The following is a 12,097-nucleotide window of genomic DNA, read 5'->3' on the forward strand; positions in this document are numbered from 1 at the left end:
CGCACGCCCTGGATCCGGCCGGACTACAGCCAGACGACGTAGCGGTCGTCGAACTCCCCGCCGACGCAGAACTCCCGGCGTTCGCGGATGTCGCTGGCGACGAACCCGCCGCCCTCCTCGCACTGGATGACGGTGACGGGCGGTTCGATGTGCCGGACGTGTCCGGCGGCGGAGGCGGGGACGGCGGCCAGCGAGAGGGCGGCGGCGGCCAGGGCGGTGAGCGCGACGACGCGCTTGGTGATGGTCATGCCCGCACAACGATCACGCCCGGCCCCGGTCACCGCCGCCGTGCCGGGACCGTCAGGCGACGGTCAGGACGATCTTGCCGGTGGTGCGGCCCAGCTCGCCGAGCTCATGGGCCTTGGCGGCCTGGTCGAGCGGGAGGACGGCCTCGACCACGGGCCGCAGTGCGCCCCGCTCGGCCAAGGCGGTGAGCTCGCGCAGGCCCAGGTGGTCGGGCTCGACCAGGACCCAGCTCGCGCTGACGCCCTCCTGCGCCGCGGGGACGTCGCCCGGGCCGGGGAGGGTGATCAGCCGGCCGCCGGGACGCAGCACCTTCATGGACCGCTCGGCCGTCTCGCCGCCGAGCCCGTCGAGGACCACGTCCACGTCGGACACGGCCTCCTCGAAGCGGACCTCGCGGTAGTCGACCACCTCGTCCGCGCCCAGCTCGCGCAGCAGGTCGTGCTTGCCCGCGCTGGCCGTGCCGATGACGTACGCGCCGCGCGCCTTCGCGATCTGGACCGCCAGGTGGCCGACGCCGCCGGCCGCCGCGTGCACCAGCACCCGCTCGCCGGGGCGCACGTCGGCGGCGTCGACCAGGGCCTGCCAGGCGGTCAGCCCGGCCAGCGGCAGCGCCGCCGCCTCCACGTGCGACAGACCGGCCGGCTTCGGGGCGAGGTGCCGGGCCGGGGCGACGACGTACTCGGCGTAGCCGCCGGCCTGGCGCGGGAACAGCGGCATGCCGTAGACCTCGTCGCCGGGGCGGTGGTTGCTCACCCCGGGGCCGACGGCCTCCACCGTGCCGGAGACGTCCCAGCCGACCGCCGGCACCTCGCCCCACCCGATGAGCGCCCCGCTCGCCCTGGTCTTCCAGTCCACCGGGTTCACCCCGGCCGCGTGCACCTTCACCAGGACCTCGTTCATCCCCGGCTCGGGCCGCGCCAGCTCCCGCTCCACCAGCTGCTCCGGGCCGCCCCACTGCTCCACCACGACTGCACGCATGTCCGTACGCCTTGCTCTCGTCGGATCCGGTCGATCCGTTCCACTGCCGGGCCTGCCCGGCGCAACGAGGTCAACCATTCCGTGCCCGGCACCAGCGCGGGGTTGGCCGTCCGGCCACTGTGTGACAGGATCTGGCCATGGCAAGGATCCGGCCGGAGGCCCCGCGGAACTGCTCGGACCCGGCGCCGTTGGCGCCCGATCCGCACCGGGTCGCGGTGCTGGCCCTGCCCGGGGTCCCCCCGTTCGAGCTGGGCATCCCCTCCCGGGTGTTCGGCAGCGCGGAGGACGCCGAGGGCCGCCGGCTCTACGAGGTCACGGTCTGCACCGCCGACGGCGCCGCCGTCCTCAGTGACGCGGGTTTCACCGTGCAGCCCGCCGCTGGGCCCGAGGCCCTGGCCGCGGCGGACACCGTGGTGATCCCGCCCACCCATGCGATGCCCGAGCTGGGCACCGGCGGCCCGCTGCCGCCCGAGGTCACGGCGGCCGTCGCCCGGATCCGCCCCGGCACCCGGCTGGTGTCGATCTGCTCCGGCTCCTACGTGCTCGCCGCGGCCGGGCTGCTCGACGGCCGGCCGGCCACCACCCACTGGAACCTCGCCCCCGAGTTCCGCCGGGCCTACCCCACGGTCAAGGTCGACGAGGAGGTGCTCTTCGTCGACGACGGCGACGTGCTCACCTCCGCCGGGGTGGCCGCGGGCGTCGACCTCTGCCTGCACCTGATCCGCCGCGACCACGGTGCGGCCACCGCCAACCGGGTCGCCCGGATGTGCGTCGTGCCGCCGTGGCGGGACGGCGGGCAGGCCCAGTACATCGACCGTCCCGTCCCCGACCCCACCATCGCGGGCACCACCGCAACCCGGGCCTGGGCGCTCGCCCACCTCGACGAGCCGCTGCCGCTCACCAGGCTCGCCGAGCACGCCCGGATGAGCCTGCGCTCCTTCACCCGGCGCTTCCGCGACGAGGTCGGCATGACGCCGGTCCAGTGGCTCACCGCCCAGCGGCTCGAACTGGCCAAGCAGCTCCTGGAGACCACGGACCTGCCCATCGACCTGGTCGCCCACCGGGCGGGCTTCGGCACCGCGAATTCCCTGCGCGCCCACATGCGGGCGGCCTTCGGCATCTCGCCCGCCTCCTACCGCCGCACCTTCGGCACGGACGACCGGGTGGCCGCGCTCAGGTGACCGCCCCCGGCCGGTCGCGCCCGTACCAGGGTGGCCGTGCCCAGGTGCCCAGGTGCCCAGGTGCCCAGGTGCCCGGGCCCGGTCAGGGCGGCGCGGGCAGCTCCACCGTGACGCGCAGCCCGCCGCCCGGGCGCGGGCCGAGGGTGAGCGTCCCGTCGTGGGCCTCGGCGATGGACCGGACGATCGCCAGGCCCAGCCCGACGCCCGCGTGGTGGTTGCGGACGCGCCCGGTGCCGCGCTGGAACGGCTCGGTGAGCGTCGCGACCAGCTCCGGGGCGAGCGGCTCGCCGGTGTTCTCGACGACGAGCAGCGCGGCCCCCGGGCGGACCCGGGTGCCGACCCGTACGGTGCCGCCCGCGGGCAGGTTGTGGACGATCGCGTTGTGCACCAGGTTCACGGTCAGCTGGAGCAGCAGCGCCGGGGAGCCGGTGGTGGGGGCGGCGGCGCCGGAGGTCTCCACGGTGACGCCGTGCCGTTCCGCGAGCGGCAGCAGGGTCTCGGCCGCCTCCTCCGCCAGCAGGGACAGGTCGACCGGTTCCCGGGTGTAGGAGCGCTGGCCGGCCCGGCTGAGCAGGAGCAGCGCCTCGGTGAGCTCGATCGCCCGGGCGTTGACGACGTGGAGGCGGTCGATGACCACGCCGGGGTCCCGGTCGGGATCGCTCCGGGCGACGTCGAGGAGCGCCTTGGAGGTGGCCAGCGGGGTGCGCAGCTCGTGCGAGGCGTTGGCGGCGAACCGCTGCTGCGCGCCGACGTGGGCTTCGAGCCGGTCCAGCATGGTGTCGAAGGCGTCGGCGAGCTCGCGGAACTCGTCCGCGCGGCCCGGCAGCCGGATCCGGTGGGCGAGCGATCCGGTCGAGGCCAGCCTGGTGGCGGCGGTGATGCGGCTCAGCGGAGCCAGGACCCGGCCGGCCAGGATCCACCCGCCGACCAGGCCGAACACCAGCAGGAACGCCAGCACCAGGGCGGCCCGCGGGGCGAAGACGCGCAGCAGGTTGGAGCGGACCGGGAACACCCCGCGGGTCGGGAGGTCGGTGGAGCCGGGGATGAGGAACGCCCGGTCGGGGACGTAGCGGAGCAGGAACAGCCAGACCGCGGTGAGCAGCAGGACCGCGGCGACCATGAGGAACCCGGCGTAGCTGAGGGTGAGTTTCAGCCGGACGCTCGGCCCGGGCGCCCTACCCACGCGGCCCGCCGCCCTCGGGCCCGGAGCGGGAGCCGGATGCGGAGCCGGTGCCGGAGCCGGGCGGCGGCGCGTCGATGCGGTAGCCGACGCCCGGCACGGTGGCGATGATCCACGGCTCGCCGAGCCGCTTGCGCAGGGCCGAGACGGTGATCCGCACGGCGTTCGTCAACGGGTCGGCGTTCTCGTCCCAGGCCCGTTCGAGCAGCTCCTCGGAGCTGACCACGCCGCCCTCCGCGGCGACCAGGACGTCGAGCACGGCGAACTGCTTCCTGGTCAGTGCGACGAACCGGCCGTCCCGGTGGACCTCGCGCCGGAACGGGTCCACCCGCAGGCCCGCGAGCTCCCGCACCGGCGGCCTGCTGTGGCCGCGCCTGCGGTCCAGGGCCCGGAGCCGGAGCGCGAGTTCGCGCAGCTCGAAGGGCTTGGTGAGGTAGTCGTCGGCGCCCAGTTCGAACCCGGAGGCCTTTTGGTCGAGCCGGTCGGCCGCGGTGAGCATCAGGATCGGCTGGCCGCTGCCGGAGGCGACGATGCGCCGGGCGATCTCGTCCCCGGAGGTCCCGGGGACGTCCCGGTCGAGGACGGCGATGTCGTAGGCGTTGACGGCGAGCAGCTCCAGCGCGGTGTCCCCGTCCCCCGCGATGTCGGCCGCGATCGCCTCCAGCCGCAGACCGTCCCGGATGGCCTCGGCCAGGTAGAGCTCGTCCTCGACGATCAGCACTCGCATCCCCCGATGCTACGAGCCGGCACCTATCGTCCGCGTATCGGAAAACGCATACGCCGGGGCAACGGACCGTTGCGTTGACTGGCGGCATGAACCACGAGCAGGGCAGGACGAGAACGGCCACGCACGACCGTGCGGAGCGGACGCCGGAGCGGACGCCGGAGCCGACCGCAGGACCCGGGGAGCCGACCGCAGAGCCGGGGGAGCCCGGCGCCCGGCGCGCGGCGCCGCTCCGGGCGCTCCGGGTGCTCCGGGTGCTCCGCGCCGCCGCCCGGCCGGAGCCCTGGCAGCGCGGGCCGGTCCTCACCGCGCTGGCGCTGCTGCTCGGCCTGCTCCTGCTGCTGCACGCGCAGGTCCCGAACGCCGGGTGGCACCTCGGCAGCCTGGTGGAGAACCTCCTGCCGTGGTTCGGCCTGTTCGTCCCGCTGCTGCTGGCCGCCGCGTTGTGGCGGCGGTCCGCCGCCGCCGTGCTGGCGCTGCTGCTCCCGGTCGCGGCGTGGCTGAACCTCTTCGGCGGCCTGCTCCTCGACAAGTCCCGCCCGGGCGGCGACCTCACCGTGGCCGAGCAGAACGTGAACGCCGACAACCCGGACCCGGACGCCACCGCACGCCACCTGGCCGGCTCCGGCGCGGACCTGCTGGCCCTGGTCGAGCTCACCCCGCAGGCGGCGGGCGCGTACGAGCAGGGGCTGGCGGCGGCGTACCCGTACCACGTGGTGCTGGGCACCGTCGGCCTCTGGAGCAGGCTGCCGCTGGGCGGGGCCGAGCCGATCGACGTGATGGACTACGGCCCGCTGGCGGAGCGCGCGCCGGCCGCCCGCGACCTGGCTGAGAACCGGGCGCTGCGCACCACGGTGACCACCGCCCGGGGGCCGCTGACCGTCTACGTGGCGCATCTGGGGTCCGTCCGGGTGACCCCCGCCACCGGCTTCTGGACGGCCTCCCGCGACATCGGCGTGCAGGCCCTCGGCCGCTCCCTCGCCGCCGACCGGAGCGAGCGGGCGCTGCTGCTCGGCGACCTGAACGGCACCCTGGACGACCGCGCGCTCGCCGGCCTCACCGCCGGGATGCGCTCGGCCCAGGACACGGCCGGGGACGGCTTCGGATTCAGCTACCCGGCCTCCTTCCCGATGGTGCGGATCGACCAGATCCTGCTCCGCGGAGTGACGGCGACCTACTCCCGGGTCCTGCCGGACGACGGCAGCGACCACCTGCCGGTGGCGGCCGGCATCCGCTGGTGAACCTCCTGCCCCGGACGGGGCAGGAGGGAGTCCGAACTGCGGTCGGATCAGGCCGACTTGGTGATGGTGTAGACGACGTAGACGCCGCACTGGGCGCCGGAGCCCTGCCGACTGACGACCCAGCCGGCCGGGATCGTGGAGGGCCCGCAGACCTGCATGCTGGTCTGGTCGGTGACCTTGACGATGGTGTACGTCCCGTAGGTGCCGCAGAGCGAGGAGTTGCTCTGGACCGCGGTGATCACCCAGCCCGCCGGGACGGCGGACTGCGCGCAGTCCTGGAGGGTGGTCTGGGTGGTGACCTTGAGCAGCGAGTACAGCGGGTAGTTGCCGCAGCCGGCGCCGTTCTGGGTCGAGGTGATCACCCAGCCGGTGGGCACGGGCGAGTTGCCGCAGGCCTGGATGCTGCTCTGGTTCGACAACTGGACGATGGTGTACGTCCCGTAGGTGCCGCAGGCGGCGGAGGTGGTCTGGATGGCGGTGATCACCCAGCCGCTGGGGAGGGCGGACTGTCCGCAGTCCTGGAGGGTGGTCTGGGTGGTGACCTTGAGCAGCGAGTACAGCGGGTAGTTGCCGCAGCCCGCGCCGTTCTGCATCGCGGTGATCACCCACCCCGTGGGCACGGGCCAGTTGCCGCAGGCCTGGACACTGGTCCGGTCGCCCAGCGGGACGAGGGTGTACGTGCTGTAGGTGCCGCAGGCCGGGGAGACGGTCTGGATCGCGGTGATCACCCAGCCCGGCGGGATCGGGGACTGCCCGCAGTCCTGGAGGACGGTCTGGGTGGTGACCTTGAGCAGCGAGTACAGCGGGTAGCTCCCGCAGGTGCCGGCACCGCTCTGCATCGCGGTGATCACCCAGCCGCTCGGGATCGGCCCGTTCCAGCAGGCCTGGACGGAGGTCAGGGCCGAGGCGTCGGCGATGGTGAACAGCCCGTAGCCGCTGCACCCGGACCACTGCTCACTGACGATCACCCAGCCGGTGGGCACCGGGGTGTAGCCGCAGATCGTCGTCGTGCCGGCGGCCTGCGGCGAGGCCTGCGAGGTCTGCGAGGCCTGCGAGGTCTGCGAGGCCGGTACGGTCCGGGCGGGCTGGGCCGCCTGGGCGGCCGGGGCGACCGCGAGGGTCAGGCCGCCCAGGATCAGCGCCGCCACCGTGAGCCAGCGGGACAGGGACCGTATCGGTCCGAGCAGTCGCATCCGTCGTTCTCCTGATCGTTCGGGCCAGTTGGCGCCTGAGAGCTTGGCAGGCCCGGGCACGCGTGACCAGACCCTCGGCGGCCCGGAGCTTCCGGTGCTGTGCCGCAGCCCGCCGCCGGACGGGTGGATTCCGTGGGGGACAGCGCGCGGCGGCCGCCTGGGGCGCGTGGAGCCGTTCACACTCCCGCCGTACGGCGGACGGCGGCACCGACGGACCTGGAGCCGCGCCGCCTTGACGAGGGAGGACCCCGATGGATCGTCACGGCGCAGCCCGCCACGCAGGCGACCACGCAGCCCGCCGCACCGCCCACGGCCCCGGCCGGGCCGTGGGCGCACCGGCGCTGGCGGCCCTGCTGCTGAGCGGCCCGCTGCTCGCCGGGTGCACCTCGGCGGCCGCCACCGACCCCGAGGCCGCGCCCACGCAGTCCCCCTCCGCCGCGCCCTCCTCCGCCCCGGCCACCGCGCCGCCCGCCCAGCCGGCGCCGCAGCTGACGGACCAGCAGGTGAACTCCGCCGTGGGCCGGATCGACGGCTACGTGCAGGACGCCATGGCGAAGACCGGCGTCCCCGGGGTGGCGGTCGCCGTGGTGTACCAGGACAAGGTGATCCACGCGAAGGGCTTCGGCGTCCGGCAGCTCGGCAAGCCCGACCAGGTGGACCCGGACACCGTGTTCCAGCTGGCCTCGGTCTCCAAGCCGATCTCCTCGACGGTGGTCGCCGGGGCGGTCGGCCAGAAGGTCGCCACCTGGGACGACCCGGTCACCTCCCACGACCCGGGCTTCGCGCTGGCCGACCCGTACGTGACGGACCACGTGACGATCGCCGACCTGTTCTCGCACCGCAGCGGCCTGCCCGACCACGCCGGCGACCTGCTGGAGGACCTCGGCTACCAGCGCGACTACATCGTCCAGCACCTGCGCGACCAGCCGCTCAGCCCGTTCCGGGCGACCTACGCCTACACCAACTACGGCCTGACCGAGGCGGCGGTGGCCGTCGCCAAGGCCAAGGGGGTGGCCTGGGAGGACCTCGCGGCGGACGTCCTCTACAAGCCGCTGGGGATGGGCTCCACCAGCTCCCGGCGCTCCGACTACGACGCCGCGGGCAACAAGGCGGCGCCGCACGTGAAGACGGACGGCGGCTGGCAGGTCAGCACCACCGAGAACGCCGACTCGCAGTCCCCGGCCGGCGGGGTGAGCTCCACCGTGCAGGACCTCGCCCGCTGGATGCGGTTGCAGCTCGCCGACGGGAAGTTCGAGGGCCGGGCGGTGATCGACCCGGCGGCCCTGAACGAGACCCGCACCCCGCACTACGTCAACAGCCCGCCGAGGGCGCCGGCCGCCACCGCGGGCTTCTACGGCCTCGGCTGGAACGTGAACACCGACCCCGAGGGGCGGTTGCGGCTGAACCACTCCGGCGGCTTCGAGCTGGGCGCGGCGACCACGGTGACCCTGCTGCCCTCCGAGCAGCTGGGGATCGTGGTGCTGACCAACGGCCAGCCGACCGGCCTCCCGGAGGCGGTCGCCGAGGAGTTCTTCGACCTCGCCCAGAACGGTCGCGAGACGGTCGACTGGCTGTCCTTCCTCGGCAAGGTGGTCCCCGCCGCCGCGGCGAGCCCCGTCTCGAAGACCGACTACGCCAAGCCCCCGGCCGGAGCCGCCCCGGCCAAGCCGAACTCCGCCTACACCGGGACGTACGGCAGCGGCTACTACGGGACGCTGACCGTCGGCGAGCAGGACGGCGGGCTGGTGATGACGGTGGGTCCCGCCGGGCTGCGGTACCCGCTGACGCACTTCGACGGCGACGTGTTCAGCTTCGCCAGCAAGGGCGAGAACGCGGTCGGCCTGTCCGGGGTGACCTTCACGGTCGGCGGCGACGGGCGGGCCGCCAAGGTGGTCGTCGAGCAGCTGGACGTGGACGGCCTCGGGACCTTCACCCGTTCCTGACGTCCGGTTCCTGACGTCCGGTTCCTGGTGTCCGGTTCCTGGTGTCCCGTTCCTGAGGCCCGCTTCTCGGCGTCCCGTTCCTGACGTCCTGCGCGCGAGGCACCGGGCCCCGACCGCCCCCCGGAGCTGCGACGGACCGTCCGTCGGCCGCCCCCGGGAGGGCGGTGCGGGGCTCGCTGCGCGAAGTTGTCTGACCAAGTTCGGCCCGTGTTCGCCCGCGCGCCCTTCCCCGGGCGGCGCGGAACCGGTACTTCTGTGTCCCGCCCGTGGTGCACCGCCACCGGGCACCCACCCTCACGCAACCACACGGGACGAGGTACCCCCATGCGACTTCGCTGGAGCCCCTTCGGCGGACTGCTCGCCACCCTCCCGCTCATCGGCGCACTGGTCGTCGGCGCCCCCGCCGGCGCCCAGGCGGCGGGCGGCAGCGGCAACCTGATCGTCAACGGCGACGCCGAGGCCGGCGGCTACTGCACCAACGACTGGAGCGCCGCCACCACCGTCCCGGGCTGGACCGTCCAGGCCGGCGGGATCGACGTGATGTGCTCCACGGTCGGCTCCTTCGGCCTGCCGGGCGACGGGCAGACCGCCGGCAAGGCCTTCTTCGCACCGGGCAACTTCGGGGACGGCTCGATGAGCCAGACCGTCGACGTCTCCTCGGCGGCCACCGCGATCGACGGCGCCGGCGTGCACTACAACCTGGCGGGCTGGCTGGGCGGTTGGACCACGTACGGCGGCTACGCCGCGGTGAGCCTGCACTTCCAGGACGCCGGCGGCAACCCGCTCGGCGCCACCGCCAAGCTGCCCACCGTCTCCGCGACCGACCGCGGCCTGGGCACCAAGTTCCTCTCCCGCAACGCCACCGGCGCCGTCCCGGCCGGGACCCGCTCGATCCAGGTCGAGGTGCAGTTCCTCTCCACCACGAACGAGACCGGCTACCTGGACAACCTCTCGCTCACCCTCGACACCCCGGTCGCCGCGCCCGCGCCGATCGCCCCGCCGGCCTCCCGAGTGCCGGGCTACGACCACGTGTTCACCGTCATGATGGAGAACACCGACTACGCCCAGATCATGAACGACCCGGCGGACACCCCGTTCATCCACAGCCTGATGTCCCAGGGCGCCACCCTCACCGACTCGCACGGTGTCTACCACCCCAGCGACGAGAACTACCTGGCGATCGCGGGCGGCGACACCTACACCAAGGGCGCCACCTACTGGCCCAACATCAACTCCCCGCAGCGCAACCTCGGCGACACCATCGAGGACGCCGGCAAGACCTGGAAGGCCTACGAGCAGGGCATGGGCACGCCCTGCAACACCACCAAGGCCTACGACAGCTCCTACATGCCCGACGACGCGCCGTTCATCAACTACACCGACATCAGCGGCAACCCGGCCCGCTGCGCGGCCCACCTGTTCGACACCTCGCAGCTGACCACCGACCTCAAGTCGGCGGCCACCACGCCGAACTTCTCCTGGATCGCCGCCGACGACTACTACGACGGCGAGGCCTCCGGCAACGGCAGCGCCACCAGCCTCAAGACCCAGGACGGCTGGCTGCAGCAGACCCTCGCCCCGGTGCTGTCCTCCCCGGCCTGGACCCAGCAGCGCTCGCTGCTCGTGCTGACCTGGGACGAGAGCCAGAACGAGGGCTACAACCACCTGGCCACCGTCGTCGTCGGCTCCCAGGGCACCGTTCCGGCCGGGACCAGCAGCCCGCTGCACTACGACCACTACGGCATCGGCCGGACCTTCGAGTCCGCCCTCGGGCTGCCCGGCCTGACCGCCAACGACACCTACGCGACGCCGCTGAACGCCGCCTTCGCGCCGTCCACCGCGACCGGCCCGACCCTGACCGGCGACCTCAACGCGGTCGCCGCCGGCGGCAACCTCACCCTGCGCTACGCCCTGCCCACCGCCGCCCAGGCCGGTGCCAAGAACTGGATCGGCTTCTACCCGGCGGGCGTCACCCCGGGCTCCCGCTCCTCGCTCACCTGGTCCTACGCCCCGAACCAGAGCGGCGCCCTCACCTTCGCCAGCGGCAAGCTCGGCGGCGCGGGCCGGTACGACGCGTACCTCCTGGCCAACGACGGCTACTCGGTGCTGGCCGGTCCGTTCACCGTCACCGTCGGCTGACGACGGGAGAAAGCCGAGGGGGCCCGCTCGGAGAAGTCCGGGCGGGCCCCTTGCCCTTCCCCCGTCCGGGGTGCGGCCGCCGCCGGCCGCGGCCGTGACCGACCCTGCCGCTGAGCTGGACCTGAGCTGGACCTGACAGGCAACTTGCCCGAATCGCTGCGGAGTTCGGCGATTGGTTGAGACCATTCCGGTGAAATCGAGACCGGGAGTGGCCTTGTCCGTGCCGACCGCCGGGTTGTCCGTGCGCGCCCGCATCCTGCTGACCGTCACCGCCGTACTGCTGCTCGCGGCGGCCGCCTTCGGCTTCCACCGCGCGATCGGAGTGCACAACTCCGACCGTTTCAGGGGGTGTTGGCAGCTCACCCCGGCCCCCCGCGCCCCGCACCGCTGCGGCGCCCCACCGTCGTCGGTCCGGACCTCGGCCGCCGCCCCGCTGCCCGGCGTGAAGGTCACCCGGCGGGCGACACCGGGTGGTGCGGTGTCGAAGTGAGGGCGGGGCGGGGCGGCGAAGATCGTCCCAGCGGCCCGCTGCGGGGGTTGGGCGCCGGGCTACGCCTTCTCGGTCGGTGCGGGGGCGGTGGGGAGGGTCCCGACGGTGCGGGCGATGTCGGAGCGGAGCTCGTCCAGACTGTGGTCGGGTCCGAGGACCATGCGGCGGAGCTGGGGCATGGCCAGGCTCCAGCCGACCAGGCCGAGGGCGAAGAACAGGCGGGTGCGGGGGTCGCCGCTGCCCTGGGCGGCCTGGAGCTTGTCCTGGTAGTGGCGGGTGCGGGCCTCCTCGCCGGGGACGGGCCCGTCGCCGAGTTCGAGGGCCTCCCACATGAGCAGCCGCAGCGCCTCGGGGTGGGCGCGGTGGTAGTCGAAGAGGCGCTCGGCGTAGGCGGGCAGGTCGTCGTCGCCGGGCGGGACGGCCTCGGCGAGGTCGGCCATCAGGCGTTCGAGGACGGCGGCGAAGAGCTTGTCCTTGTCGCCGAAGTAGTCGTAGATCGCCCGCTTGTTGGCCCGGGCCTGGGCGGCGATGCGGTCCACCCGGGCGCCGGCGACGCCGTGGGCGGCGAATTCGGCGGCCGCCGCCGTGAGGATCCGCTCTTTGGTCGCCGTCGAGTCGTAGGCCATGGAGCGATGGTAACGAACCGGTTCGTTTGACGATCCCGCGGCGGTCTGCGACGCTCTCCCCGAGCTTCCGAACCAACTGGTTCGTTCGAATGGAGTGGTGATGCCCAGGACCGGTCCGCCCGCGCCTACCTCGCTCGTGCCCGCCTCACCCGTGCA

General features: G+C 73.8%; 11 protein-coding genes. 5 read left to right on the forward strand and 6 right to left on the reverse strand.

The genetic code is table 11. The features are described 5' to 3' along the window. Positions 1 to 23 precede the first annotated feature (23 nt). Entirely contained in the window at positions 24 to 248 is a 225-nt protein-coding gene (locus ACFXOZ_RS07000; RefSeq protein WP_380588111.1) for a hypothetical protein, read from the reverse strand. Between the two features lie 52 nt (positions 249 to 300). After that, entirely contained in the window at positions 301 to 1,224 is a 924-nt protein-coding gene (locus ACFXOZ_RS07005; protein ID WP_380588113.1) for an NADP-dependent oxidoreductase, read from the reverse strand. A 137-nt stretch (positions 1,225 to 1,361) separates the two neighbouring features. On the opposite strand from ACFXOZ_RS07005, the gene ACFXOZ_RS07010 reads away from it, so the two are divergent. Next, the gene (locus tag ACFXOZ_RS07010) at positions 1,362 to 2,405 is read left to right on the forward strand and encodes a GlxA family transcriptional regulator (RefSeq protein WP_380530733.1); all 1,044 of its coding nucleotides are present in this window, start codon (positions 1,362 to 1,364) and stop codon (positions 2,403 to 2,405) included. Between the two features lie 82 nt (positions 2,406 to 2,487). Here ACFXOZ_RS07010 and ACFXOZ_RS07015 read toward each other — a convergent pair whose 3' ends face one another. Next, the gene (locus tag ACFXOZ_RS07015) at positions 2,488 to 3,588 is read right to left on the reverse strand and encodes a sensor histidine kinase (RefSeq protein ID WP_380530730.1); all 1,101 of its coding nucleotides are present in this window, start codon (positions 3,586 to 3,588) and stop codon (positions 2,488 to 2,490) included. Then, positions 3,581 to 4,312, reverse strand: coding sequence for a response regulator transcription factor (locus tag ACFXOZ_RS07020; RefSeq protein ID WP_380588116.1), 732 nt, complete (start codon positions 4,310 to 4,312; stop codon positions 3,581 to 3,583). Before ACFXOZ_RS07020 ends, ACFXOZ_RS07015 begins: the two co-directional genes overlap by 8 nt. A gap of 86 nt (positions 4,313 to 4,398) precedes the next feature. On the opposite strand from ACFXOZ_RS07020, the gene ACFXOZ_RS07025 reads away from it, so the two are divergent. Next, on the forward strand, positions 4,399 to 5,550 hold the full coding sequence (locus tag ACFXOZ_RS07025) for an endonuclease/exonuclease/phosphatase family protein (protein WP_380588119.1): 1,152 nt from the start codon (positions 4,399 to 4,401) through the stop codon (positions 5,548 to 5,550). A 47-nt stretch (positions 5,551 to 5,597) separates the two neighbouring features. Here the strand turns inward: ACFXOZ_RS07025 and ACFXOZ_RS07030 are convergent, their stop codons facing one another. Further along, positions 5,598 to 6,743 carry a hypothetical protein gene (locus ACFXOZ_RS07030; RefSeq protein ID WP_380588122.1) on the reverse strand — a complete coding sequence of 382 codons (1,146 nt, stop codon included), beginning with the start codon at positions 6,741 to 6,743 and terminating at the stop codon, positions 5,598 to 5,600. A 251-nt stretch (positions 6,744 to 6,994) separates the two neighbouring features. On the opposite strand from ACFXOZ_RS07030, the gene ACFXOZ_RS07035 reads away from it, so the two are divergent. The 3 genes from ACFXOZ_RS07035 (at position 6,995) to ACFXOZ_RS07045 (ending at position 11,315) form a co-directional block, all read left to right on the forward strand. Next, complete coding sequence (locus ACFXOZ_RS07035; protein WP_380588125.1) at positions 6,995 to 8,686, forward strand: serine hydrolase; 1,692 nt, start codon at positions 6,995 to 6,997, stop codon at positions 8,684 to 8,686. Between the two features lie 324 nt (positions 8,687 to 9,010). Next, the gene (locus ACFXOZ_RS07040; RefSeq protein ID WP_380588128.1) at positions 9,011 to 10,825 is read left to right on the forward strand and encodes an alkaline phosphatase family protein; all 1,815 of its coding nucleotides are present in this window, start codon (positions 9,011 to 9,013) and stop codon (positions 10,823 to 10,825) included. Between the two features lie 214 nt (positions 10,826 to 11,039). Further along, complete coding sequence (locus ACFXOZ_RS07045; protein ID WP_380530712.1) at positions 11,040 to 11,315, forward strand: hypothetical protein; 276 nt, start codon at positions 11,040 to 11,042, stop codon at positions 11,313 to 11,315. Positions 11,316 to 11,374: 59 nt separating this feature from the next. Here ACFXOZ_RS07045 and ACFXOZ_RS07050 read toward each other — a convergent pair whose 3' ends face one another. Further along, on the reverse strand, positions 11,375 to 11,941 hold the full coding sequence (locus tag ACFXOZ_RS07050) for a TetR family transcriptional regulator (protein WP_380588131.1): 567 nt from the start codon (positions 11,939 to 11,941) through the stop codon (positions 11,375 to 11,377). Between the last annotated feature and the right edge of the window lie 156 nt (positions 11,942 to 12,097).

It is taken from the genome of Kitasatospora sp. NPDC059160 (genome assembly GCF_042755465.1).
Lineage (GTDB): Bacteria > Actinomycetota > Actinomycetes > Streptomycetales > Streptomycetaceae > Kitasatospora.

What these genes read in the sequence shown, in the direction of transcription:
- ACFXOZ_RS07050 (WP_380588131.1), bottom strand. Translation starts at nt 11,941, where the DNA reads ATGGCCTACGACTCGACGGCGACCAAAGAGCGGATCCTCACGGCGGCG.
- ACFXOZ_RS07000 (WP_380588111.1), bottom strand. Translation starts at nt 248, where the DNA reads ATGACCATCACCAAGCGCGTCGTCGCGCTCACCGCCCTGGCCGCCGCC.
- ACFXOZ_RS07035 (WP_380588125.1), top strand. Translation starts at nt 6,995, where the DNA reads ATGGATCGTCACGGCGCAGCCCGCCACGCAGGCGACCACGCAGCCCGC.
- ACFXOZ_RS07020 (WP_380588116.1), bottom strand. Translation starts at nt 4,312, where the DNA reads ATGCGAGTGCTGATCGTCGAGGACGAGCTCTACCTGGCCGAGGCCATC.
- ACFXOZ_RS07040 (WP_380588128.1), top strand. Translation starts at nt 9,011, where the DNA reads ATGCGACTTCGCTGGAGCCCCTTCGGCGGACTGCTCGCCACCCTCCCG.
- ACFXOZ_RS07005 (WP_380588113.1), bottom strand. Translation starts at nt 1,224, where the DNA reads ATGCGTGCAGTCGTGGTGGAGCAGTGGGGCGGCCCGGAGCAGCTGGTG.
- ACFXOZ_RS07025 (WP_380588119.1), top strand. Translation starts at nt 4,399, where the DNA reads ATGAACCACGAGCAGGGCAGGACGAGAACGGCCACGCACGACCGTGCG.
- ACFXOZ_RS07010 (WP_380530733.1), top strand. Translation starts at nt 1,362, where the DNA reads ATGGCAAGGATCCGGCCGGAGGCCCCGCGGAACTGCTCGGACCCGGCG.
- ACFXOZ_RS07030 (WP_380588122.1), bottom strand. Translation starts at nt 6,743, where the DNA reads ATGCGACTGCTCGGACCGATACGGTCCCTGTCCCGCTGGCTCACGGTG.